This is a genomic window from Catenuloplanes sp. NPDC051500, assembly GCF_044454585.1.
Classification (GTDB): domain Bacteria; phylum Actinomycetota; class Actinomycetes; order Mycobacteriales; family Micromonosporaceae; genus Catenuloplanes.
The window spans coordinates 82,160-105,734 of sequence record NZ_JBITDX010000011.1 but is presented as its reverse complement, the minus strand read 5'-3'; the positions used below and the strand labels follow the sequence as shown (position 1 = coordinate 105,734).

Sequence of the window (23,575 nt, the reverse complement as noted above, 5' to 3'; positions counted from 1 at the left end):
GCTACCTGTCTCCGGTGAGTGGGCGGACCGCGTCGCGCAGCCGCTCCCGAAGCCACTGTGAGACCGGGTCCTCGTGGACGCGGCGATGCCAGCGCATGTCGACGGCCGCGGTCGGCAGGTCGCAGGGCACCTCGTGGATGCGCAGCGGTACGCCCCGCTCGGCCAGGTGCACGGCGGTCACCCGCGGCACCAGACAGATCAGGTCGGATTCGAGCGCCATCAACGCACCCACCGCATAGGAGGGTACGACCGCGGCGACGTGCCGGGCGAGTCCGGCCTGTTCCAGCGCGTCGTCGAGCGGGCCGCGGGCGAGGCCGCGCCGGGACGCGGAGATGTGCGGGTGCCGGCACAGGTCGTCGAGCGTGAGGTGCGGGGCCCGGCCCAGCGTGGAGTCGGCGGCGACGACCGCCACGAAGTGGTCGGTGAACAGCGTCGACGTGTGGACGTCGGGCGGTGGTGGGCCCGCCACCCCGACGTCGAGGTCGATCGAGCCGTCGCGAAGCGTCTCCGCGTCCTTGTCGTCCTGGCCGACGAACCGCAGGCGGACGCCGGGCGCCTCGCCGGTGATCCGCCGGGTGAGGCGAGGGGCGAGCACCGGGATGAGCGCGTCGTTGAGCCGGATGGCGAACGTGCGCCGCCAGGTGGACGGGTCGATGTCCGCGGGGTCCGCGCGCAGGCCGTCCGCTGCCTCAAGCAAGGCCTTCACCGTCCCTGCGGAGTCGCGGGCGAACGGCGTGGCGACCAGGCCGCGGCCCGCCCGGACCAGGATGGGGTCGTGCATCGCGCGCCGTAACCGGCTCAGCGCCCTGCTCGTCGCCGGCGCGGACAGGTGCAGGCGTACCGCGGCCTCGGCGACGCTTCCGGTGTCCATCAGCGCGTCGAACACGCGCAGCAGATTGAGATCGAGGTGCTCCGCCATGTCGGCCCCATTCGTGCGTCCGGTGCAGGTATTACCTACCGATATTGCACTGGGCATCATGCCTTGTGCGGCGAATACTTGGGTCACACCCGTTCTGAACAGGAGTTCCGCCATGCCGAGAATCGTGCGCCCGACTGCCTACGGCACCCCCGACGTGCTCGCCGTGACCGACGTGCCAGCCCCGCACGCGGCTGCCAATGGCGTGGTCGTCGAGGTCAGGGCCGCCGGCGTCAACCCGATCGACTGGAAGCTCTACAGCGGGTCCTTCCACGCCGTGGACGACGACCACAAGGACGCCGCCGGGATCGCCGCCTCGATGCCCGCGCTCGGCCTGGAGTGCGCGGGCGTCGTCACCGAGGTCGGCGCGGAGGTCACCGGCGTGCACGTCGGCGACGAGGTCATCGTCTATCCGGTGACCGCGGCCTACGCCGACTACGTCACCGCGCCGGCCACCGCGATCCTGCCGAAACCCGCCGGACTGGGCTGGGCCGAGGCCGGCTCGCTGCTGCTGACCGGCACCACCGCGGTCCATGCGCTGCACGCGGCAGGTGTGGGCGCCGGCGACACGGTGCTCGTCCACGGCGGGTCCGGCGGCGTCGGACTGATGGGCATCCAGCTCGCCACCGCCGCGCGAGCGACAGTGATCGCCACCGCGGCCGAGCGCAATCACGCGTTGCTGCGGGAGCTCGGCGCGACGCCAGTCGTCTACGGTCCCGGGCTTGCCGGCCGGGTCCGTGCCGCCGCGCCGCAGGGCATCAGCGCCGCGATCGACCTCGCCGGCACCGACGAAGCGCTCGACGTCTCGCTCGAGCTGGTGGCCGACCGGACCAGGATCGCCTCGATCACCGGTTCGCCGCGCCGCGCCACCGCCGGCATCAAGCTGCTCGGCTACGGCCCCGGGCAGGACGCGGGCGCTGAGATTCGTGCCGCAGCCCGCGCGGACCTCGTCGCCCGGGCCGGTTCCGGTGCGCTGCGCGTCATCGTCGACGCCACGTTCCCGCTCGCCGACGCCGCGAAGGCCCACGAGACGGGCCTCGCCGGCCACGGTCCCGGCAAGCTCGTGCTGATTCCCTGATGCCGGGCTCCGCGACAATGCCGGAGATCAGCACCGCCCGGCGGCCGGTCAGGGACGCGGGTAGTCGGCGATCACGCGGTCGCCGACCTGGGTGCCGGTGGCGATGCCGTTGTCCGCGTCCCATTGGTCGTGGACGCCCAGCGGAGTCCTGCTCAACATCGGCCGCTGCGGGCCGATAGGGCCTGGGAGGAACGAGTGGAGGGCCGTCGCGGTGAGCGTTCCGGTGTCGCTTGTCCGGACTGTCCTGTTCGCGGCGTTGTATCTGGTCGCCACGATCGCCGGCCGCCTTACGATCATGGACGGGACCAGCCTCAGCCTGGTCTGGCCGGCCGCGGGCGTGGCGGTGGTCTGGTTCGGCGCCCAGCGCACGTCGCCGTCCCGGTGGGTCGACGTGGTGGCGCTGTCCGCGATCACCGTGGTGATCAACATGGCGACCGGGGCCTCCATCGGCCTCTCCCTCGCCTTCGTGCTTGCGAACCTGGTCCAGGCCGGCATGTTCCTCTACCTGATGACGCGCTGGCGACCCCACCTGTGGGGTGCGGGCGGCACCGAGCCGCTTCGAGGCCCCCGTGACCTGTGGGCGCTGCTGTGCGCGGCGTTCATGGCCACGGCCGCGGGCGCCGCGATCGGCCCGACCGCGGTCTGGCTCTCCATCGGCCACTACTCGCCGCCGGCCACCGCGGTCTGGCTGGTCCGCAACACCGCGAGCATGCTTCTCATCGGCGCGGTCGGGCTGTGCGTGGGCCATGCGGTGAGCCGGTTCCGCACCGAGCACGGCACCCTGCACGGCTGGTGGCGGCACGCGGGCCGGTCGCTGGCCCGCACGCCGCGGATCCGGCTGATCGAGTACGCGGGCCTGGCCGTCTGCTCCACCGCGGCGTACCTGGCCGGGTTCGGCCTCTCGCACGGCCTGCCGATCTCGTTCACGCTCATCGGCCTGACGGTGTGGGCCTCGGTCCGGCTCGCCACCCCGTTCGTGGTGCTTCACGACCTCGCGGTCGGCGTGATCGTCGTGCTCTACACGCTTCACGGCGACGGCCCGTTCGCCTCCGTCGGCTCGGACGCGCTGCGGGCCTTCGTCGCCCAGCTGTTCGTCGCGATGGTCGCGGTGGTCGGGCTCGCGCTGGCGCTCAGCCGCGACGAGCGCACCGCGCTTGTCACCAAGCTGGCCGCCAGCACGGACGAGGCCCGCGAGCGCGCCGAACTCATGCACGCGATCATCGACTCGATGGCCGACGGGCTGTCCGTGGTCGACTCCCGCGGCCAGGTGCTGCTGCGCAACCCGGCAGCGGTGCGGCTGCTCGGCGGCGTGGTCAGCCCCAACGGCGCCGTCGCGGACAGCAGACACTACGGCCTCCACCACCTCGACGGTACGCTGCTGGCGCCGCAGGACATGCCGTACCGTCGCGCCATGGCCGGCACGCTTACCGGCATGGACGTGCTGGTCCGCAACGCCGGCGTCCCCGAGGGCCGCATCGTGCACCTCAAGGGCGCGCTGCTGCCGGACCATCACGGCAGCCCCACCGCCGTGCTGCTCTACACCGACGTGACGGCCGAACGCCGGCACCGCGACGAGCTGACCTCCTTCGCCGGCGTCGTCGCGCACGACCTGCTCAATCCGCTGACCGCGGTCGAGGGCTGGACCGAGGCGACCGGAGAGTCGCTTGCGGAGATCCCGTCACATCCGGCGGTCGACCAGGCGCGGGCCAGCCTGCAACGCGTCGAGCGCGCGGCAGTGCGCATGAGCGGGCTGATCAACGGACTGCTCGATCATGCGGTCGCCCGGGACTCCGCGATCGTGCCGGCCCGGGTGAGCCTGGCCGAGGTGGTGGCGGAGATCGCCGCGGCACGCGCGGACGCGTCAGTCGCGGCCGGCGGCCCGGTTCCGGAGGTCGTCATCGGTGACCTGCCCGCGGCGCACGCGGACCCGGTTCTGGTCCGGCAGCTGATCGACAACCTGATCGGCAACGCGATCAAGTACACGGCGCCGGGCGTGGTCCCGCGGCTCACGGTCGCGGCCAGCGCGGACGCGGGCACGGTACGGACCTGCATCTCCGACAACGGCATCGGCATCCCGCCCGGCCAGCACGAGGCCATCTTCGGTAACTTCCACCGCGCCCACCGCGCCGCGCCGTACTCCGGCACCGGCCTGGGCCTGGCGATCTGCAAACGCATCGTGGAACGTCACGGCGGCACGATCACCGCTGTGGACAACCCGGCGGGCGGCAGCTGCTTCTCGTTCACGCTGCCCGCGCACCACGAGCCGCAACCGCAGCGGGCCCGGCTGGCCGCCGCCCATCACGGCTGACGCCCCAGGTGTAGGCTGCGCTCCGATCGGCCGGAAGCGGGTAGACGGGAGCCGCCGGACATCGACACTCGAACCCGGTGTCCCCGCCCGGTCGGCCGGCGCCCACCGGCACCGCCGCGGTGACGCCTACCTATGACCTCCCAGCCCGGCGCGGCCGCCGACCTGATCAAGCGGGCCGCGCGCTGAGCCGCCCTCGCCCCGGGGCAGGACGTTCCGGGGCGAGGCGGTGGCGATCAGGCGGCGCAGCGCCGGGCCGGCCGGCCGTTCGACAAGCCTGTGGACAAGCCATGCCACGACCAGCAGCACCGCGATCGCGATCACGACAAGCACCGGCATCGGCAGGCCGGTACGCTCCCAGGCGTTGCGGATCATCGTGAAGCCGATCCGCGGGTGCAGCAGGTAGAACGGATAGGACACCGCGCCCGCGACGGCCAGCCAGCGCCAGGACCAGCGGTCGGTGGCACCGAGCGCGATCGCCAGCAGTGCCGCGAACGCGAGCGTGATGATCAGCAGCCCCGGCCAGACCGGCACCGGGAAGCCGGGATTCGCGGCTCCCACCCGCTCCGCGACCCGGACCAGGCTGACGAGATAGGCCGCGCCGAGCAGGATCCACAGCGCGACGCCGGGCCCGTACCGCCGGATCAGGTAGATCGTCATGCCGGCCACGAAGTACGGCGCGAACTGTGGCATCACCAGCTCCGCAAGTGGCACATCCGGCGGCACCACAAGCGACGCCGCCAGCCAGCCGAAGCCAAGCACCAGCACCCGGAGACGGGTCACGCCGGCCAGCACCAGCACGCCGAAGACGGTGTAGAAGCGCAGCTCGTACCAGAGAGTCCAGTACACGGTGTCCACATAGGGCACATTCAGCGGCCCGGCCAGCATGGTCAGGTTGACCGCGATGTCCGCGCCGGTCAGGTCATGCGCCAGCGGCACGCCCGAGGTCAGCGGAAACACAGTCATCACGGCCGCCGTGATCAGCACACAGGCCCAGAACGCCGGAAACAGCCGTCCGGCCCGCGACGCGACGAACCCGCGAAGGTTCTGCCCCCACCCACTCATACAGATCACAAAGCCGCTGATCATGAAGAACACCTCGACCCCGAGAAACCCGTAGATCAGCACCGCCCGCGCCTCCGCAGGCATGAAGGCGGCCGTGGCCCGCACGTTGTCGATCGACCACGCCAGCCCCAGGTGATATCCCGCCACCGCCAGCGCACACAGCAGCCGCAGCCCGTCAAGCGCCAGCAGCCGGGTCGTCGTCGGCCGCTCCACCGGCGTGGCCTTCCTCCGCCGAGGCCCCCACGACCTCTGCCCGGCCGACGCGGCGACCGGATCTTCCGTGTGCGTACTCACGAACTGCCTGACACGCGCCGCGCCGCCCCGGATGTAACGTGTGACGCAGACCACTTCCCGGTCCTGAGGATCAAGATCCAGTTCAGGTGCCCACTTCCGCGGCGGTCCGGCCCGCATGCTCCCGCGGGCAAACCTCCGCGTCGGGCTCCGCTGGCGCTCCGCACGCGCTCCGCACGTCGCTCCGGAGCCGGTTCCGCCGTGGTCCCAGCCATCGCGCCTGGCTGCGGGAGACGGACGTGCCGCTCGCGGCCATTGCCCGGCGGGTCGGCTATTCCACCGAGTTCGCGTTCGGCGCGGCGTTCCGGCGTGAGTACGGCATCGCGCCCGGCCGGTTCCGTGCCGACGCGGGTCAGCGCCCGCCGCCACGTCCGCGGAACGTGGCCCGGTAGGCCGGGCCGGATGCCACCGCCGCCGGTTCGGGCGCTTGCCGAAACATCGATGGCTCATCATGGGCGGGCCGGAACTCCGCGCTGGTGAAGGAGATCCACTGTGGTGACCCAGACGTCAGGAAGAACCTCGCTGCGCGGCTTTCTCCGGCTCGCCCGGTTGCGGTTCCTTCTCTACAACGTGCTGCCGGTCGGCCTCGCGGTCGCAGTGACCATCCATCAAGGACACCCATTCAACCCTTGGTGGTACGTCCTGGCGCAGCTGTTCGCCTGGACCGTGCACCTGATGACGCACTACTGCAACGAGTACTTCGATCTGGAGGCGGACCGGGCCAACGAGTCGTTCACGCCCTGGACCGGGGGCAGCCGCGCCCTGGTCGACGGCTCGGTCCCGCCGATCGTGGCGCTGGGCACAGGTTTCCTGTTGGCCGGTGCTGCCGCGCTGATGGTGGCGGTGATGCCGACCTGGCAGGCGCGCCTGCTCGCCACGGCCGCCGTCATCCTGGCCTGGTTCTACACCGCGCCGCCGCTGCGGTTCAACTACCGGGCGGGCGGCGAGGCCACTGTCGCGGCGATCCTCAACGGACTGTGGCCGGCGGTGGCGGCGGCGTTGCAGACCGGCGGCAGCGTACCCCCGTTGCTGCTCGTGATTCTGTTGCCCACGGCCGTGCTGCAGTTCGTCCGGATGATGGTGATGAACCTGGGTGACCGGTGCTCCGACGCCGCGGTCGGCAAGCGCACGCTTGTCGTCGTGCTGGGATATCGGCCGGCGGTACGGGTGATCGTGGCCGCGCAGCCGCTCGCGTACGCGATGCTGACGGCCTTTGCCCTGGTGGGGTGGATCCCGTGGCTGGTCTGGCTGCCGATGGCGGCGACCGCGGTCCTGTCGGCGTGGCTTGTCGGGCGGCTGCGGGCGAGCGCGATGCGTGACCTCGACGCCGCCCTGATGACGCCTGTCGTGTTCTGGGCCTCCAACCACGTGTCGCTTATCGTCGCGGCCGCCATGCTCGGCGTGCTGCTCGACGCCGCGGTGCACCGGGCCCAGCCCTCGGCGCTGGTCGTGCTCACCGCGGTCCTCGTTGCCTATACCGGGCTGTTCGCCCACCGCCTCTGGCAGTCTCGCCGGCTGTCCTAGGCGCTGTCGGTCTGCTTGACCTCGGTGGACGCCGCCCAGCTTGCCAGCAGGCGCAGACCGTCCGCGGCCGGAGTGCCCGGCTCGGCGCTGTACGCCGTGAGCGTCAGCCCCGGATCGGCAGGCATCGGCAGCGCCTCGAAGCCGAGGTCCAGGCGCCCGACGACCGGGTGCTGGAACGACTTCACGCCGTGCTGGTGCAGGCGGACGTCGTGCGCGCCCCAGCGGACCCGGAACTCGTCGCTGCGGGTGGCCAGTTCGCCGACGAGATCGCTGAGGTCCCGGTCGTACGGGTCCCGGCCCGCCTCGGTGCGAAGCAGCGCCACGGTCGTGTCCGCGGACGCCTCCCAGTGCGGGTAGAACCGTTCGGCCGCCGGGTCGAGGAAGCAGAACCGGGCCAGGTTCACCGGCCGGTGCGCTGTGGTGAACGCGGGTGAGTACAGCGCCTCGGCCAGCCGGTTCGCCGCCAGGACGTCCAGCCGCCCGTTGCGGACCAGCGCGGGCGCGTCGGTCATCGCGTCGAGCAGGTGCCGGGTGCCGGGCCGGACCTGTTTCGCGGGGCGGCGGCGCACCCGTGGCTTCCCGGTCGCGGCGCGCGCCAGGTCGTACAGGTGGGAGCGTTCGGCCTCGTCAAGCCGCAGCGCCCGGCTCAGCGCGTCGAGCACACTGTCCGAGACGCCGGACAGGTTGCCGCGTTCCAGTCGCGTGTAGTAGTCGGGGCTGACCCCGGCCAGCATCGCCACCTCGGCGCGGCGCAGCCCGGCGACGCGGCGGCTTCCCCCGAAGTCGGGCAGACCCGCCTGTTCCGGGGTGATCCTGGCACGCCGCGACGCCAGGAACTCGCGAATGTCGGCTTTGTTGTCCACGGCCCCGACGCTACGGGGTCGCCCACCGCGCTGAGGGGCCCTGTCATTACCCGCCTCGTCAAACACTCCCCGGCACCGGTGATGCGGGGTTTGCTTGACCCGCACCGACCACCCGAGGAGTACGGCATGGAACTGCTACCCGTCCGCCCCACAGTCAAGACGCCCGCGTCCGCGTTCACCGGCGACGTGTACATGACGCCGATCTACAACGGCGCCGGCCCGTCGCGGATGGTCGTCGCGCTTGTGCGCTTCACACCTGGCGCGCGGACCAACTGGCACTCGCACGCGGTCGGCCAGACGCTTCACGTCACCGAGGGCGTCGGCCTGGTCGGCGTGCGCGACGGCGCGGTGCTGCGCATCCATGCCGGTGAGACGGTGGTCTGCCCGCCCGGCGAGGAGCACTGGCACGGCGCCGCGGCCGGCACGTTCATGAGCCACCTGGCCATGCTCGAGGCGAAGCCGGACGGCGGCGACCCGACCACCTGGCTGGAGCCGGTCACCGACGCGATCTACGAGACGGCGAACAGGTGAAGCACCGGGCGATAGTCCCGATCGCCGCGTTCACCGCGGTGGGGCGGCTGCCCGAGCTGCGGAACGCGCTCACCGGCGGCCTGGCCGCCGGCCTCACGGTCAGCGAGATCAACGAGATCCTGATCCAGCTGTACGCCTACGCGGGCTTCCCGCGCAGCCTCAACGCGCTCGGCACGTTCCTGGCGCTGGTCGAGGAGCGCCGCGCCGCCGGCATCACCGACGCGCCCGGCGTGCAGCCGAGTCCGCCGGCGCCCGGCCGGAGCAGCCACGCGCGGGGCGCGGAGAACCAGACCACGCTCATGGGTACGCCGCTGACCGGCCCGGTGTTCGACTTCGCCCCGGCCGTCGACGAGTTCATCAAGGCGCACGTGTTCGGTGACATCTTCGGCCGCGACAACCTGGACTGGCAGAGCCGCGAGATCGCCACGGTCTCGGCCCTGGCCACGCTTGACGGCGTCGAGAGCCAGCTGGGGTCACACGTGCGCATCGCGCTGAACACCGGGCTGACCGAGCCGCAGCTGCGGGAGGTGGTCACGGTGCTGCGGGACCGCGTCGGCGAGGCGGCGGCAGACCGTGCCGCCAACGCCCTGGACGCCCTCCCCGGCTGAGCCTCAGCTCAGCGCGGACCGGAACTCCGCGCTGAGCTCGGCCAGGGCTGCCGGGGCGGCGCGGCAGATCCGCGGGAACGCCAGGAACCCGTGCGGCATGCCGTCATAGGTGGTGGTGCGCACCGGCACGCCGGCGGACCGCGGCGCCTCCGCGTACCGCAGGCCGTCGTCCCGGATCGGGTCGTGCTCGGCGACCTGGATGAGCGCGCGGGGTAGACCGTGGTGGTCCGGGGCGAACAGCGGCGACGCGTACGGCTGGGCCGGGTCGGCGCCGCCCAGTCGGTGTACACAGCCCGGTCTCCGCAGTCAGGCTCCTGCCGGCGGTGGCGCCGGGCCCACCGGAACCCGCAGAGGGCGGGCCGTGCGCCTATAGGATCGGCCCGTGGACGTGGACGACATCGCCGCCCGGCTGGGCGTACCCGCCGAGGAGATCGCCCGGGTGGACCGGCTCGCGGGTGATCAGCCCTCCGCGCCGCTACCTGCCGAGTCGGACGCGCGTGCGATCCTCGCCCGGCTCGCGGTGCTCCCGGACGACGCCGACGAGATAATCGCCGGCTGGCCCACCGCCGACTCTCCGCTGTGGACACCCGAGCTGCGCTGGCTGCTCGACAGGTCGACCGCGCTCGTCCGCGCCGACCTCGGCGGATCCGGCTGGCTGCCTCCGGGCCCCGCGCTACCGCACGCGCGCGGCCCCGCCTGGCAGCACCTCTACGTCTACGCCTACCTCGCGCTCGTCGACGTCGCCCGCGCCTACCACCGCGAGCACGACATCCCGGACACCGTCTCCTGGGCCACGCTCGCCGACCTCGGCCGCAACCTCGCGGTCAACCGCCGGATGCGCCGAGAAGGCTGGCCGGTCATGCAGGCCTGGCTGACGCTTCACGCGCGCGGCGGGCTCTACGAACTCGGCCGTCTGCAACACCAACGCGGCGGTACCGCGATCAGCCTGCACATCCCCGAATCCGGGCCGCTGACCCCGGACGCGGTCAACGCGTCGCTCGACGAGGCCCGCGCGTTCTTCCCGCGCCACTTCCCCGACGAGCCCTACACCGACTTCACCTGCGGCTCCTGGCTCCTCGACCCACAGCTGCTCGAATACCTGCCGGAAGACTCGAACATCATCCGCTTCCAGCGCATGTTCACCCTCGAACCCTACGAGGAGCCCGAGGGCCAGGACGCCGACGTCGAGGTCCGCCGCTTCGTCTTCCGCACCCTCACCACGCCGCTCGACCAGCTGCCCCGCGACACCGTCCTGCAACGCGCGATCATCGACCACCTGCGGTCCGGCCGCCACTGGCAGATCCGCAGCGGCCGCCTCCCAATCTGAAAGCACGACCCGTCGTCTTCCCGTTCACCACCACCCGCTGCACCGTTGTCATGCACGGCTTCCCCACCAAACCTCGAATCAATTCATCTACCCACTCCCGCTGTGGACCGGCCCGCACGCTCCCGCGGGCTCCAGCCCCGCCTCTGGTCACTCCCAGCCCAACCCCAGGGCGCGGCTCGGGCCGCGGCAAGAACCGACCCCGACGCCAGGGGCTGGCGGTGAGGCCAGCTGATCGCGGCTGGTGCCGTTCTGTGGATGACGCGACAGGGCGCGTCTGCGGTGGTCGGCTGGGGCGGGTGCGGTTCGGTGGTCGCAAGGGCTGGCACCGACGCCAGGGATTCGCGGTGTTGGTCTTGGTCGCGGCTGTCACGACACTGTGGGGTATCGCGGGCGCCGCGTCAGCGGCGGTTCGCCGGGGCGGTCGCGATCTGGGCGGTCGGTGAGGTCTCTTGATCTTGCTGCCGGAAATATCCCCATAAGGTGGCCAGCGCGGATCTCAGAATTTGACCGTGTATGTGTAAGCAACGTTATGGCGGCCTCTTAACGTTGCTTACGCATACATAGTCAAGTCGATCTAGCGTCGAGGGTGAGTACTCGACCCGATCGGCCTCGAGACGATCGTGATCGTGAGAGCCGAGATCGACCTGGGCCACGCGAGACTCTGGCTTCGGTGCCAGCCCTTGCGACAACCAACCCGCACCCGCCCCAGCCTCCCGCCGCCGACGCGTCACTGGCGGCACTGCTTCACTCGGGGCATCGGCGGCGCGCCACCTGCGGCACGCGCGCGGCAGCCGCGGTACCCGCGCGGCAGCGGCGGCACCCCGCGGCACGCGCGCAGCATCGGCGGCACCCGCGGCACCCGCGCGGTATCGGCGGCACGCGCGCGCGGCATCGGCGGCCCTCGCCGCACCGGCGGCATCCGGTCGCGCGCCATGCTTGCGGCAGGGCAGGGCAGGGCAGGGCAGGTTGAGGTGGGGTGTTCTCAGAGGTCGTCGAGGTGGATGAGGCCGTCCTGGAGGGCGCGGGCGACAAGGGCGGCCTTTGTGGACGCGGGGCGGCCGGCGCGCGCATAGCGGACGCGGACGCGGTCGATGTAGCCCTCGACCGTGCGGGGGGAGAGGTTGCAGCGGGCGGCGACCAGCTGTTTCGACTCGCACTGGAACCAGGCGAGCAGGACCTCCTGTTCGCGGTCGGTGAGGCGGGGGCGGTCGGAGGCGTCGTTTGCGGACATGGCGCCGGCCAGTGCGGGTGGGACGTAGGGGAGGTCTTGGGCTGCGGCGTGTACGGCAGCGACCAGGTGTTCCTCGCCCTCGGCCTTGGTGAGGAAGGTGGCGCAGCCGGCGTCGAGGCAGCGTAGCGCGGTTTCCCGGTCGTCGCGCATCGTGTAGACGACGACGCGGCGGCCGGCGGTGACCAGGTCGCCGAGCGCGTCCCAGGAGACGTGTGTGTCTGCGAGTTGCAGATCGACCACGACCACGTCGGCGCGGAGGCCGTCGGGGTTCCAGGCGATGCGCAGGTCGCCTCCGGCGGCGGTGACCGTGATGCCGGCGGCGCCGAACCAGGCGCGGGCGCCGGCCAGGACGACGGGATGGTCGTCGACGATCGCGACGGCCGGGCTCAGACGGGACATGTCAGCTCCACCCACAGAGTCGCACCGATGGTTGTGGTCCGGATCGCCACCGGGGCGGGGACCTCGTCGAGCGCGAAACCCACACCATTGCCGGCGGTACGGGCGACGACGCTCAAGCACAGGTGGGAGGCGGTCGGCACCGCGGTCAGGCGGAGGCGGTCGACGGGCAGGCGGCCGATCTCCCGTACCACCTCGCAGGCCGCCCGCCGCAGCTCCGGGGGCAGGCCGTCCGCGTGCACGGCGACCTCGACCTGGGTGCCGGCGGCCTGTACGTCGTCGAGGCAGGCGGACAGGTCGTCACCGAGTGGGTCGCCGCCGGCGCGGTGCCATTCGGCAAGCAGGCGGCGCACTTGGGCGGCGGCGACCCGGCTGCGCTGCCGGAGCGTGTCGTCGAGGTCGGGCGACGCGTCGGCGAGGCTGACCAGGACGGGTTCGACCGCGGCCGCTATGGTCCGGGAGCGCCGCAGCCGGTCGTCGTGGAGCGCGGCGGCCACGATGTGCTCGGTGCGGATCGCCTCCTGCGTGAGGTGTAGCGCGCTGGCGACCTCTGCGCACCGCTCGACCTCCCGGGCGGCCAGCGCGATCGGGACCTGCAGACCCAGGATGCCGAGGGCGCGCGCGGTCATCATGACGGTCTCCACCGCTCCGGCGGGCAGCGCGGCGGCAAGCGACAACCCGACCGGCAGGGCCAGCCAGAGGACGAGCGTGGGCAGCCGGCTGCCCGAGGCGATGGTCAGGAGCAGCCAGCCGTTGACGCCGACCGCCCAGTTCGCGTTCGTGTGTTGCAGCGTGGCGGGCACGGTGAGTGTGACGGCGGCGGTCGCGGCGAGTGTCACGGCGAGGAGCACTGCGGCCAGCACCCGCCGCGGCCGGGCGTGCTGGTCCGGCAGTGCCAGCAGCAGCGCGGTCGCGCACCAGGCGCCGATGCTGACCAGGTAGGCGGCGCGCTGGAACGGCGTGCCGGCCAGCGCCTCGGGGCGGTAGAGGATCAGCAGCAGCGCGCCGGCGATCACCCAGGTGCCCCACTGCACGGCCCTGCGGATGCCTGTCACGCGGCGGGCCAGCGCAGCGTGATCCGGGTGCCCTGGCCGGGGGCGCTGATCACGTGTGCGCTGCCGCCGGCCCGGCGCATCCGGGCCTCGATGGACAACCGCAGGCCGAGGTGTACGCCGGGCGGCACCTCGTCCGGCCGGAACCCGCGGCCGTTGTCGACGACGTCCAGCTCGATCGTGGCCGGTGCTGGCACCCGTACCCTCAGCAGGGCTTGATCTGTTCCCGCATGCCGCTCAACGTTGCGGAGCGCCTCGTCGCGCGCGGCAAGCAGGGCGTGGAGGGCGTCCGGCGGCAGGTCCGGATCCTTGTGGTCCGGCGCGAGCGTGACGGTGATCTGCAGCGGGCTGTTCGGTGGTGGCGTGCGCAGGTCGGCGACGGTGGCGCCGCCGGGGTCCGGTTCCAGGCGGAGCAGGTCGGACCGGGCACGGCGGCGCAGCTCGGGGCCGCCGCCACCCCGCGCCGCCGCGGCCGTGAGCGTGGCGGCGACCGTGTCGTGAAGCACCGCCAGGTGCTCCTCCACGCCGGCGCGGCGGGCCGCGGTCAACTCCGCCTCCCGCCGGACGGTGGCAGTGGCACCTGTCAGCTCGTCGACGCGCCGCGCGCTCGCGGCCACCAGCATGATCAGGGACCGGCCCAGCACAGCCTGCCAGAACAGCATGATCGACTGGGTGGGGCCGAGGTTCCAGTCGTCGCCGGGCGCGTGCACCGAGCCGGCCCACACGGCGGCGGAGACGACGAGCGTGTAGACGGCACCGGTGCGCGGGCGGGTGTAGAACTGCGCCGCGCCGACGCACACAGACGTCACCGGCCGCGCCCAGTCGTCCAGGTCCAGGTGGCCGTGCGGCGAGTGGAACCACGGGAGCAGCAGGCAGGCGGCGGCGAGCGGAAGGCCGTCCACGACCGCCATCGACCGCGGCCACCGGGCGGACACGACACACGCGGCCTGCCACGCCAGCACCGCGACGACGACCGGCGCGGCCGCGGACGGCGTGCCACCGATCGGCAGCAGCGCGGCGCAGGCGACGACCACGAGCACGCGGGCGGTCACCGCGATCCGGGCGGCGGTGGCCTTGACCGAGGTCTCCACCGGTCCGATGTCGCGAATGGTCAGTCTCCCTTCACCCCGCGGCGACATGGTAATCGCTCGATGCCAATGAGGGGTGTTCAACGCTCATCCGCCGCGTGTCGCATCGATAGCGTCTTTCCTTGTCAGAGCGCAAAACACCTGCACGGAAGGGTTTCCGGTGAACGTATCGCGTCGTTCCATCTTGGCGCTTCCCGCACTCGCGCTGTTCCCGGCGCCGGCACTGGCACTGGCAGCGTCCACGGTCGACATGGAAGGGGTGCTGAAGGCGGCGCAGTGGGACCCGGCCAAGGCGGACTCGGCGGTCACGGCCGGCGCCGGGCCGAGCGTGAAACTGGTCGAGAAGGCGCTGAGCGACCGCGGCCTGCTCGACGCCGCCTATGTGGACGGTCATTTCGGGACCAGGACCGTCGCCGCGTACGCGCAGTGGCAGCGCGAACTCGGTTACAGCGGCATCGACGCCAGCGGGCTGCCGGGAAAGACATCGCTGACGAAGCTCGGCCTCACGCTTACCCGGATCGTGTCGGTCGGCGCCCGGAGCACCTACCAGGGGTTCCCGGTCAACGCCCGTACCCTCGCGATGTTGAGGGCCGCTCAGACGCGCTCAGGGATCACGTTCGTGGTCGAGCAGGGCTCCTACTCACCGGGCGCCGACCCGACCTCGGCCGGCACCCACGACGGCGGCGGCGCGCTCGACCTGGACGCGGAGGCACTGACCGCGGCCCGGCGCACGGCCGCCGTCACCGCGCTGCGTCAGGTCGGGTTCGCGGCCTGGCTGCGCACACCGGCCCAGGGCGACTGGCCGCTGCACATCCACGCGGTCGCGATCAGCGACACCGACCTGGCCGCGTCCGCGCAGAAGCAGGTCGGTGCCTACTACGAGGGCCGCAACGGCCTGGCGAACAACGGGGCCGACGACGGGCCGCGCGTATCAAAGGTCACCTACGAGGAATACCTCCGTTCCCTCTAACCCAGGAGTCCGTCCATGAAGAAACTCCTCGCTGTAGCGCTGTTGCTGGGCGCCGCGATCGTCAGTCTCACCCCCGGCGTGGCCCAGGCCGCAGGCCGCGACGGCGTCTGTGACGCCGGCGAGTTCTGCCTCTACTACAACAGCGACCAGGAGGGGTCGGTCTCCGACTTCACCGGCTCGATCCCGGACTACGGCGACTCGCAGCCGAGCTGCTACGAGTTCAAGGGCGCCGGCAACGGCAAGGGCGACTGCGTGAAGAACGACGCGGCCTCCGCCTGGAACCGCACCGGCGACCCGGTCGCGGTCTACTACAACAGCAACTACGGGGGTGCACGCCAGGGCATTGCGTCCGGCGCCAAGGTGAACCTGAACGCGACGCTGAAGAACGAGAACGCGTCGCACCGGTTCAACGACACCAACGCCGGAAACGAGAACCTGTCGCACGGCCTCTACAACCTCAGCGGCGGCGCCATCACCTGCGGCTTCGACGGCTATGTGAACACCCCCGGCCGGCACGAGGGCATCGACATCGCCCGCAGCATCGGCTCCCCGGTCCGGGCGCTCGTCTCCGGCACGGTGATCAACATCGTCCGCGGCTCCAACGGCAGCGGCGGCCTGTCCACAATCGCGATCTACAACTCCACCTACGACCGTACGGTCATCTACCTGCACAGCGCCCCACTGTCCGGCCTGAGCGAGGGCCAGACCGTCAGCCGCGATCAGCAGATCGCCACCGAGGCCTGGCGCGGCGTCAGCTCCAGCGGCTCCGCCCACACCCACGTCGAGGTGCGCGTCGGCCGCAAGGAACTCGCCGCGAAGAGCGTCGACGACCCGAACCTGGACAACCCCAACCCGACCTCGTTCTGGAACGCCCGCGGCTACAACGTCCGCTGAGGTTCGGCAGTCACGGGGGCTGACCGCACCGTGAGATCATGGCCCCGCCGGGAGACCTGCCGGCGGGGCCCGACTCCGTGGGCTCAGGCCGTCTGCCGGATCGCCACCACGCCGGGCATGCCGGACACCTCGTGTTCCAGCCGCTCCGCCATGCCGGGACTGTCGTAGAAGATCTCGAACCAGGGGACTGCCGTGCCGCAGCCCATCAGCGTGATCGGCCCGTGGGCCGCACGCTGCGGATGCCAGCTGTAGCCGCCGCCGGCCCGGCCGATCGCCGCCTGGATCAGGTTGCGCTGGTCGTCGGTGGCGGCCGGGCTGACGTACACGCGCGCCTCGGTGCTGGTCCGGGCCTGCGCGCCGGTCAGCGGCTCCGGCACACCGTCCGGGTCGCACGGCCGCACCGCGCCGGCGAGCCACAGGCCCGCGACCGCGACGTGGGCGACGCTCGCCGCGGCCAGCCCGGCCCGCCAGACCGGAGGACGCCGGAGCAGCCCGCGAAGCCTGGGCAGTGGAAACGGGCGTTGCAGCGCGGCGACCGCCACCGCGATCACGGCCAGCAGCATCAGCAGTACCGTCGCGAACGCGGTGATGTCGTAGAACAGTGGACGCCAGAACGGCTCGGTCGGCGGGTACAGCGGATCCGTACGCCACCAGGCCTGCGTCCCCCGCACCACGGCCGGGCACACAAGCAGCAGCGGGAACGCGGAGACGACCGCGATGACAGCCATCCCGCCGGTGGCATGGACAGTGCGGCGGCTGACCCAGCCGAAGACCAGGAACGCGGCCAGTGCGCCGACCGGAACGCCGGGCAGCGCGGCGGCCCACATCCAGTCCGGAGTCGCGCGGCTGAGCCGGTAGAAGGCGCCGCCGTCGGAGTCGTAGGACGGCACATCCGGCCAGTACCAGATGCTGAACTGCAGCACGAGGCCGTCGCGCTCGGCCCAGAAGACCTGGCCGTCGTCGTCCGAAACGGTGATGCGGTGCACGGCCCAGCCGGCGGCCGTGAGTCGTTCCTGCGCGCCGGTCTGGTAGTCCTCGATGTTGCGGGTGGCGTCCGTGTGCTTCACCGAATATTTTATGTAGCCGTTGACCAGGCCCGATTCGGCGCCCGGTTCGGGCACGAAGTCGGGCGCGTCGCCGCCGCCGAAGACGTGCAGCCCGGGGAAGACCGTCTCGCTGATCTGCGCGGCGCGCGCGTCGCCCCGCAGCGGCGGCACGGCCTGCCAGGCCAGCTGGGTCGTCACCACCGCTCCGGCGAAAGCCCCGAGAAGCACGAAGAGCACCGCCGCGGGTACGACGAGAGGGTTCTTCGGCCGGCCCAGGCGGGCGCGCGCCCCGTGCCACAGGATGTCGAGCGCCTCACGCGGCCGCGGCCCACGCCGCCCCGTCTCCTGCTCTGCCTCGGCGAGCGTGTCGATCAGCTCGTCGCGACGCTGCCCCGGCGGGAACGTGAGCGCGGCCAGCCGGTGCCGCAGCGGGGTCACCAGGCCACCCGGTGCGCGGGTCGCAACCGCCGGCGTGCCGCGAGCTGCGCCTCGGCGGCCTCGGCGGCGCGGCGCAGTCGTTCGCTCTCCACCTCGAGCGCGGCTGCACCGTCCTCGGTCAGCCGGTAGTAGCGGCGGTTCCGGCCGTCGACCACCTCCTCCCGGTCCACCGCGATCAGCCCGTCGGCGGCCAGCCGGTCCAGTGCCCCGTACAGCGTGCCGGCCAGCAGCCGGACCTGCCCGCCGGAGAGTTTCTCGACCTCGCGGATGACGCCGTAGCCGTGCCGGGGCGCATCGGCGAGCGCGGAGAGGATCCAGATCGTGGCTTCCTGCATGTCGCCAATACTAAGAGTGTCTGAGTATCAGAGCAACTAGATATTCAGACACTCTTAGTATCTGCCCTCGAAAAGAGCGGCCTCTCGGGGGAACCGTTCCGGGTCGCGGTGCGCTGAGCTGGAGCCGTGAGGCCGATGGATGCGGAAGCGGGCGGCCGTGGCGTGCTGGAGGGCGCGTTCCGGCTTCTTGAGGTGCTGTCCGAGGTGGAGGCGGCCGGGCTGTCCGCGGTCGCACGGCGCAGCGGCCTGCCCAAGGCGACCGCTTACCGGCTGCTCGATCAGCTGGGTGAGCTCGGCGCGGTGGAGCGGATCCGTGGCGGATACCGGCTCGGGCGGGTGCTTGACCTGCTCACCGACGGTCGCGGGCCGGCGCGCCGACTGCGGAGCGCGGCGCACGAGCCGTGCCGGACGCTTGCGGTGCAGACCGGCTGCACCGTCGGCGTGGCGGTGTTGCGGGAGCGGGAGATCGCCTGCGTGTCGTCGGTGGTCGCGGGCGAGCGGCTGCTGTTCAACCCGGGCCTGACCACGTATCCGCTGTGTACGGCCGCCGGGCAGGTGCTGCTTGCCGAGCGGGACGATCTCGGCCCGCCGCCGCCGTTGTCGGACCTGGAGTGGCGGCGCGCCCGGGCGGCGATCCGGGACCGGGGCGCCGCGATCGACCACCAGAGCGTCGTCGCGGGCCTGTCCTGTGTGGCAGTGGGCGTGCGGGAGCCGGGCGGGCGGCTGGTCGCCTCGGTGTCCGCGATCGTTGTGGCGCCGTCGGTTCCGGCCGCGCTCACCGAGAAGGTGCGCCGGGCCGCCGCCGACATCGCCGGAAATCTGACTCTGGTCCGCTGACCGGACCGTCGCCTGTCCCGGCCGGGTTCCCGCGCCCATGCTCGGACGGTGATATATGTGCTGCTCTTCGCGTTGCTGGCGGCCGGTGTCGCGATCGTCCTGAAACGGCGGTCCCGCCGGGCGGCCGTGCCGATCGCCGGCGACGAGGCCGGCGTGCCGACGTTCCGGGTGGCAGCGCTCGGGCCGCGCGGGTCCGGCAAGACGCTGCTGCTGGCAAGCATGTACCACGAGATGCAGGTGTGGGGCGGGCGCTCGTTCCTGCTGACCGCGCCGCGCGCCGAGGTGGCGCTGCTCAACAAGTGGTTCAGCCAGGTCGAGGACACCGGGCAGGACTGGCCGGCCGGGACCGCGGCCGCGGACACGCGCGAGTTCACCTTCACGGCACGGGCCCGGACCAGGACCGGCACGCTGCGCCCGGTGCTGCGCCTGGTGTACCTGGAGTACGCCGGCAAGGTTCTCACCGAGCCGGAGGAGCCCGGCTCGAAACTCTGGAACGACCTGGACACGCAGGTGCAGCGCGCGGACGCGCTTATCGGCATCATCGACGGCCATCGGGTACGGCAGTGGTACGACGGCGAGCCCGAGGGCCGGATCCGGCTCCAGCACGCGATGACCGCGATGATCAACCGGATGCTTACCGTGCACAAGCCGGTCACGTTCATCATCACCAAGTGGGACCTGCTGCGCGACATCGACGCGGACGAGGACGCGCGGCTGCGCGCGGTCCGCAAGCTGCTGATGTCGAACCGAGGCTTCCGCGAGCTGGTCCAGGAGCACACGTCCCGCCGCGTGGTCCGGCTGATCCCGGTCAGCGCGGTCGGCCCGTCCTTCGCCGAGATGGACGACGACGGCGCGGTCGCGAAGGTGCCCGGCGGCGAGCTGCGCCCGACGAACGTGGACGTGCCGCTTGCCGCGGTCGTGCCTGACGTGTTCGAGCAGGTCGCCCGGGCGCTCGACCGGGAGAAGCTGGCGGCAGTGCTGGAGCGGGCCCGCCGGCGCAGCGGCGTGGGACCGGCCGCGGCGCTCACCGAGCTGGGCACGTTCATCCTCGCGCAGACGACGAGGGCGGCGGGCGCGGTCGGCGCCTTCAGCGCGCCCTACGTGTCGTTCCTCGGCGCGGCCGCGGCCGAGCTGCTCACGCCGCAGGCCGAGGCGCGGGCGGTCCGCACCGAGCGGGCGCTGAGCGAGGCGGAGCAGGAGGTGGAGGACTTCCAGCTGGCGCAGCGCCGGGTGATCCGCGACCTGCAGAGCCGGGTGGACGTGCTTGAGGGCCGGCTGCCGGCGTCGCGGCTGGACGGTGGCGAGTGACCGCGGGATGGCCGGTGCTTGTCGCGGCCGGCCGCCGTCGCGACTACAGCACGGTGTTGGCACCCGGGTTCCTGGTCGCGGCGCGGACCTACGGCGTGCTCGCCGATTCGCTTCGCATGCTGGGGCCGGACGATCCGCCGCGCGTCATCCCGGTCGCGGCCGTGGACGGGGTGCGCTTCCACGTCGCCTACGCCGCGCACGACGTGACCGCGGAGGATCTCCACAGCCCGGACGCGCCGATCCGGGACGAGCACGGCCGCCCGCTGCGGTTCCTCTACGGCTTCGCCTGGCGGGAGGGCGAGGCCGGCGAGCCGGTGGGTGCGGACCTGGAGGCGGCCCTGGGGGAGGCGGTCCGCGCCTACCGGCACTTCCTCGCGGACGAGGAGGGCTTCACGGTGCTCGCCTCCCGGCAGTTCCCGTTGCGTACCCCGGTGCGGGTTGTCGCCTCTGCGGCCGGGCCGGCGTCGCGCGGACGGGCGGTGGTCGCGGCGGCCGGCGCCCTGATCGCGATGATCACGCTGCTGGTGCTGCTGCTCCCGCACGGCGGTGACAAGGCCCCGGCCTGCACCGATCCGGCCGTCTGCCCGCCACCCACCGCACCATCGAGATCGATACCATCCGTGTACGTGACCCAGGTCACTCCGCGAGGACCAACCGGAATCGGGCCCGGGCGTCTGTAAGGGCGAGACGCACGTCCCTCCGACTCGGGAGAACAGATTGAGTTCTCGCACACGCCCTCGGACCGCCCGGAAGACGGTGTTGGGAATCGCCGCCGCAGTCGTGCTTGCGGCGGCGCTCACCGGCACCGTTGCGGTCGCGCTTGCGGAACAGCCCGCCCCGCCGGCCGCCGGCACCCTGCCCGCCGGCTGGACCGTGCAGGACCGGCAGCTGGTCTGGACCGCGCCGGCGCCGGTCACCGTGCGCGGCGCCGCAGTGGAGTTCTGGTCCGGCGAGCGGCTGCTCGGTCACGCGCGGCCCGGCGCGGACCTGCGGACGTACCGGCTGGAGCTGCCCGTCGTTCTTGATGATCTGCAGGTGCGGGCCGCCGGGCGCCGGCTTGACGTGGTGGAGACGGCCGGTGCGCAGCGGATCGCCGCCACGCCCCCGTCGTTGCCCGCACGGCCCGCCGCGACAGTCGACCCCGGTGTCGCCGGGCCGTTCGAGACTGTCACCGGCGAGTACGACCTGCCCGGCGTGCTGCTGCCAGGATTCCCGGCGGAGGTGGAGCGGCGGGCCGTCGTGGTCGCGCCGAAGAACGCCCCCGGCCGCCGCCCGCTGGCAGTGCTCCTGCACGGCCTGCACTACACCTGCTACGGCGACGACAACCAGACCAGCCAGTGGCCCTGCCCGGCCGGTTCCGCCGAGGTGCCCAACTACCGCGGCTACCTGAAGGCGCAGCAACTCCTGGCGTCGCAGGGCTACATCACCGTCTCCGTGTCCGCGAACGGCATCGACGGCCAGGACCAGCCGAACGACGTCGTCGAGACGCAGGCGCGTTCGTCGCTGATCCGCCTGCACCTCGCCGCCTGGGCCGACTGGGCCGCCGGCCGCGGCAACGCGCCCGCGATCGTCCGCGCCTCAGGTGCTGCCGACCTGTCGAAGGTGCTCCTGATGGGACACTCGCGCGGCGGTGAAGGCGTCAGCCGGGCCGCGCTCGACAGCCTCCGCCCGCCACCCGCGGCGCTCGACGGTTACCACGGCGAGGTCCGCTGGACGATCCGCGGCACCGTGCAGGTCGCGCCGACCGCGTTCGGGCAGAACCCGGTCGCGGAGGTGCCGTCCGTGACAGTGCTGCCCGGCTGTGACGGCGACGTCTCCAACCTGCAGGGGCAGGCGTACGTGGACGGTACCCGCGGGGTCGGGTCGGGCCGTGCGCTGCACAGCGCGCTCTACGTGGTCGGCGCGAACCACAACTACTTCAACAGCGAGTGGACGCCCGGCCAGTCGACGTACCCGGCCTGGGACGACGCGGTGACGGACGGCGCCGACGCACTGTGCGCGCCGGGCACACCCGGCCGGCTGACCGCGCCGCAGCAGCAGACCGTGGGCGCCACCTACCTGGCCGCCGCCGCACGCCTGTTCCTGGCCGGTGACGATCGTGTCCTGCCGCTGCTCGACGGCACCGGCGTCCGCGCGCCCTCGGCCGACCCGGCGCGGGTGCTCGCCCACGCGCTCGGCGGCGCCCGCACACCTGCGCTGGTGCCGGACGAGTCGGTCACCGTCACCGGCGCGCGGCTGTGCCGCCAGGTCACCCGCTCCGAGGCGGACGCCTGCCTGACCGAACGCGGCGCACCGCACTTCGTCCAATTCAACGGCGTGTCCGACGAGCCCGGCCGGTCCGCGGTCCGGCTGGACGGCGCCGCAACGCTCCGCCCGAAGACGCCGGGTTCGCTTGCCGGCGCGAGCCAGCTGGCCCTGCGCCTGATCGTGCCGCCGAACACGACAGGCAACCGGTACGGCGTGGCGATCACCGACCAGCGCGGCCGCCGCATCGACCTCGGCGACGTGACAGTGGACGGCCTGCCCGGGACGGCGTACACCTCGTCGTACTGGGCGCAGGAGGGCCGGGTGCGCCTGCCGTACCCGGTGGGAGAGCTCGCCGCACTTGAGCTGACCCCGCGTCAGGCCGGCCCGGCATGGCTCCTCGACGCGTGGGGCTGGAAGCCGGGCCTGCCGGCACCGGGCCAGGAGCGGCCGTCCCGCGTCGACATCGGGCGCCTCACCGTGGCCGAGCCCGACGGGCAGGCGACGACGCACCAGGTGCCGGTCACTGTGTCGGGCGCGGCGAACGGGCAGGTCAGGATGTTCGTCGAGGACCCGGGCTCGGACGAGCAGCGCTCCTGGATCGCCGACATCACACCCGGGACCACCCGGATCGACGTGCCGATCGAGATCACCGGCGACACGGCGTACGGCGGCGACAGGCGGTGGACGATCTACGCGAAGGCGGTGCGCAACACCATGGTCGGCGGGTACGACGGCGGGCTTGACGTGCGCGAGAACGATCCCCGCCCGGCGATGACGCTCGAACCGGCGCAGGTGACGGCCGCGGAGGGCGAGTCGCTCACCTGGACCGTGCACCTGTCCTCACCGGCCGCGACCTGGCTGTCCGCGTCGTTCGAGGTGCGGGCGCCGGACGGCACCGAGCTCTCCAGCACGGACGTCGACCCGGCCTGGTTCCGCCAGACCACGTTCAGCGACCCGCTCCCGGCCCGGCCGCTCTCCGAGACCGGAATCCGCGCGTTCGTCTCCCTGCCGCCGGGCCAGACCTCCGCGACGTTCTCGGTGCCGACGGTGCGTGACGGCGAGGCCGAGGGCGACGAGAAGGTCCGCTGGTCGGCACTCACCTTCGACGACGCCGGCCCGGTGCCCATCGGCGTGGGGGACGGCACGCTCACCGACGCGTCCTGAGCGACGGCGCCTCCCGCTGACCGGTCGGTCAGTGGGAGGCGCCGTCTCGTGGCGGCTGCCC

The 23,575-nt window shown here is 72.5% G+C and carries 22 protein-coding genes; 13 read left to right on the top strand and 9 right to left on the bottom strand.

Going from position 1 to position 23,575, the window contains the following annotated elements; translation table 11 throughout:
- Nucleotide 1: 1 nt before the first annotated feature.
- Nucleotides 2-919: a LysR family transcriptional regulator gene (locus tag ACIA8K_RS22960; protein WP_396062428.1), complete on the bottom strand. Its 918-nt coding sequence runs from the start codon at nucleotides 917-919 to the stop codon at nucleotides 2-4.
- A 112-nt stretch (nucleotides 920-1,031) separates the two neighbouring features.
- Here ACIA8K_RS22960 and ACIA8K_RS22955 point away from each other — a divergent pair, with 112 nt between their 5' ends.
- Nucleotides 1,032-1,994, top strand: coding sequence for an NADP-dependent oxidoreductase (locus ACIA8K_RS22955; protein ID WP_396062426.1), 963 nt, complete (start codon nucleotides 1,032-1,034; stop codon nucleotides 1,992-1,994).
- Between the two features lie 211 nt (nucleotides 1,995-2,205).
- Nucleotides 2,206-4,302 carry an ATP-binding protein gene (locus ACIA8K_RS22950; protein WP_396062424.1) on the top strand — a complete coding sequence of 699 codons (2,097 nt, stop codon included), beginning with the start codon at nucleotides 2,206-2,208 and terminating at the stop codon, nucleotides 4,300-4,302.
- A gap of 126 nt (nucleotides 4,303-4,428) precedes the next feature.
- Here ACIA8K_RS22950 and ACIA8K_RS22945 read toward each other — a convergent pair whose 3' ends face one another.
- Nucleotides 4,429-5,577 carry an acyltransferase family protein gene (locus ACIA8K_RS22945; protein WP_396062422.1) on the bottom strand — a complete coding sequence of 383 codons (1,149 nt, stop codon included), beginning with the start codon at nucleotides 5,575-5,577 and terminating at the stop codon, nucleotides 4,429-4,431.
- A gap of 167 nt (nucleotides 5,578-5,744) precedes the next feature.
- Here ACIA8K_RS22945 and ACIA8K_RS22940 point away from each other — a divergent pair, with 167 nt between their 5' ends.
- Nucleotides 5,745-6,047, top strand: coding sequence for a helix-turn-helix domain-containing protein (locus ACIA8K_RS22940; RefSeq protein WP_396062420.1), 303 nt, complete (start codon nucleotides 5,745-5,747; stop codon nucleotides 6,045-6,047).
- Nucleotides 6,048-6,150: 103 nt separating this feature from the next.
- Entirely contained in the window at nucleotides 6,151-7,179 is a 1,029-nt protein-coding gene (locus ACIA8K_RS22935) for a prenyltransferase (RefSeq protein ID WP_396062418.1), read from the top strand.
- On the opposite strand, the gene ACIA8K_RS22930 is transcribed toward ACIA8K_RS22935, so the two are convergent.
- Nucleotides 7,176-8,042 carry a helix-turn-helix transcriptional regulator gene (locus tag ACIA8K_RS22930; RefSeq protein WP_396062416.1) on the bottom strand — a complete coding sequence of 289 codons (867 nt, stop codon included), beginning with the start codon at nucleotides 8,040-8,042 and terminating at the stop codon, nucleotides 7,176-7,178. The genes ACIA8K_RS22935 and ACIA8K_RS22930 overlap by 4 nt on opposite strands.
- A 126-nt stretch (nucleotides 8,043-8,168) precedes the next feature.
- Between ACIA8K_RS22930 and ACIA8K_RS22925 the strand changes: the two genes are divergently transcribed.
- Both ACIA8K_RS22925 and ACIA8K_RS22920 read left to right on the top strand, forming a co-directional pair.
- Nucleotides 8,169-8,573 carry a cupin domain-containing protein gene (locus tag ACIA8K_RS22925; RefSeq protein WP_396062414.1) on the top strand — a complete coding sequence of 135 codons (405 nt, stop codon included), beginning with the start codon at nucleotides 8,169-8,171 and terminating at the stop codon, nucleotides 8,571-8,573.
- Nucleotides 8,570-9,181 (top strand): carboxymuconolactone decarboxylase family protein, encoded by a 612-nt coding sequence (locus tag ACIA8K_RS22920; protein WP_396062412.1) that lies wholly within the window; start codon nucleotides 8,570-8,572, stop codon nucleotides 9,179-9,181. Before ACIA8K_RS22925 ends, ACIA8K_RS22920 begins: the two co-directional genes overlap by 4 nt.
- Before the next feature lie 3 nt (nucleotides 9,182-9,184).
- Here the strand turns inward: ACIA8K_RS22920 and ACIA8K_RS22915 are convergent, their stop codons facing one another.
- On the bottom strand, nucleotides 9,185-9,460 hold the full coding sequence (locus ACIA8K_RS22915) for an alpha/beta hydrolase fold domain-containing protein (RefSeq protein WP_396062729.1): 276 nt from the start codon (nucleotides 9,458-9,460) through the stop codon (nucleotides 9,185-9,187).
- Between the two features lie 103 nt (nucleotides 9,461-9,563).
- Between ACIA8K_RS22915 and ACIA8K_RS22910 the strand changes: the two genes are divergently transcribed.
- Nucleotides 9,564-10,508 carry an acyltransferase domain-containing protein gene (locus ACIA8K_RS22910; protein ID WP_396062410.1) on the top strand — a complete coding sequence of 315 codons (945 nt, stop codon included), beginning with the start codon at nucleotides 9,564-9,566 and terminating at the stop codon, nucleotides 10,506-10,508.
- 982 nt (nucleotides 10,509-11,490) lie between these two features.
- Here the strand turns inward: ACIA8K_RS22910 and ACIA8K_RS22905 are convergent.
- From ACIA8K_RS22905 to ACIA8K_RS22895, 3 genes are read right to left on the bottom strand one after another with little or no spacing between them, the layout of a single operon-like run.
- On the bottom strand, nucleotides 11,491-12,138 hold the full coding sequence (locus tag ACIA8K_RS22905; RefSeq protein WP_396062408.1) for a response regulator: 648 nt from the start codon (nucleotides 12,136-12,138) through the stop codon (nucleotides 11,491-11,493).
- Nucleotides 12,126-13,190, bottom strand: a complete 1,065-nt coding sequence (locus ACIA8K_RS22900) for a hypothetical protein (RefSeq protein ID WP_396062406.1) — start codon at nucleotides 13,188-13,190, stop codon at nucleotides 12,126-12,128. Before ACIA8K_RS22900 ends, ACIA8K_RS22905 begins: the two co-directional genes overlap by 13 nt.
- Nucleotides 13,187-14,278 (bottom strand): sensor histidine kinase, encoded by a 1,092-nt coding sequence (locus ACIA8K_RS22895; RefSeq protein ID WP_396062404.1) that lies wholly within the window; start codon nucleotides 14,276-14,278, stop codon nucleotides 13,187-13,189. Before ACIA8K_RS22895 ends, ACIA8K_RS22900 begins: the two co-directional genes overlap by 4 nt.
- Before the next feature lie 157 nt (nucleotides 14,279-14,435).
- Between ACIA8K_RS22895 and ACIA8K_RS22890 the strand changes: the two genes are divergently transcribed.
- Entirely contained in the window at nucleotides 14,436-15,245 is an 810-nt protein-coding gene (locus tag ACIA8K_RS22890) for a peptidoglycan-binding protein (protein WP_396062402.1), read from the top strand.
- A gap of 15 nt (nucleotides 15,246-15,260) precedes the next feature.
- Entirely contained in the window at nucleotides 15,261-16,139 is an 879-nt protein-coding gene (locus tag ACIA8K_RS22885) for a peptidase inhibitor family I36 protein (RefSeq protein WP_396062400.1), read from the top strand.
- An 83-nt stretch (nucleotides 16,140-16,222) separates the two neighbouring features.
- Here ACIA8K_RS22885 and ACIA8K_RS22880 read toward each other — a convergent pair whose 3' ends face one another.
- Nucleotides 16,223-17,623 (bottom strand): hypothetical protein, encoded by a 1,401-nt coding sequence (locus tag ACIA8K_RS22880; RefSeq protein ID WP_396062398.1) that lies wholly within the window; start codon nucleotides 17,621-17,623, stop codon nucleotides 16,223-16,225.
- Nucleotides 17,620-17,958 carry a PadR family transcriptional regulator gene (locus tag ACIA8K_RS22875; RefSeq protein ID WP_396062396.1) on the bottom strand — a complete coding sequence of 113 codons (339 nt, stop codon included), beginning with the start codon at nucleotides 17,956-17,958 and terminating at the stop codon, nucleotides 17,620-17,622. The genes ACIA8K_RS22880 and ACIA8K_RS22875 overlap by 4 nt, the downstream gene beginning before the upstream one ends.
- A gap of 135 nt (nucleotides 17,959-18,093) precedes the next feature.
- Between ACIA8K_RS22875 and ACIA8K_RS22870 the strand changes: the two genes are divergently transcribed.
- The 4 genes from ACIA8K_RS22870 (at nucleotide 18,094) to ACIA8K_RS22855 (ending at nucleotide 23,514) form a co-directional block, all read left to right on the top strand.
- Nucleotides 18,094-18,795 (top strand): IclR family transcriptional regulator, encoded by a 702-nt coding sequence (locus tag ACIA8K_RS22870; RefSeq protein WP_396062394.1) that lies wholly within the window; start codon nucleotides 18,094-18,096, stop codon nucleotides 18,793-18,795.
- A gap of 48 nt (nucleotides 18,796-18,843) precedes the next feature.
- Nucleotides 18,844-20,103: a GTPase domain-containing protein gene (locus ACIA8K_RS22865; protein WP_396062392.1), complete on the top strand. Its 1,260-nt coding sequence runs from the start codon at nucleotides 18,844-18,846 to the stop codon at nucleotides 20,101-20,103.
- The gene (locus tag ACIA8K_RS22860) at nucleotides 20,100-20,783 is read left to right on the top strand and encodes a hypothetical protein (RefSeq protein ID WP_396062390.1); all 684 of its coding nucleotides are present in this window, start codon (nucleotides 20,100-20,102) and stop codon (nucleotides 20,781-20,783) included. The genes ACIA8K_RS22865 and ACIA8K_RS22860 overlap by 4 nt, the downstream gene beginning before the upstream one ends.
- A gap of 79 nt (nucleotides 20,784-20,862) precedes the next feature.
- Nucleotides 20,863-23,514 carry a hypothetical protein gene (locus ACIA8K_RS22855; protein ID WP_396062388.1) on the top strand — a complete coding sequence of 884 codons (2,652 nt, stop codon included), beginning with the start codon at nucleotides 20,863-20,865 and terminating at the stop codon, nucleotides 23,512-23,514.
- The last annotated feature ends 61 nt before the right edge of the window (nucleotides 23,515-23,575 follow it).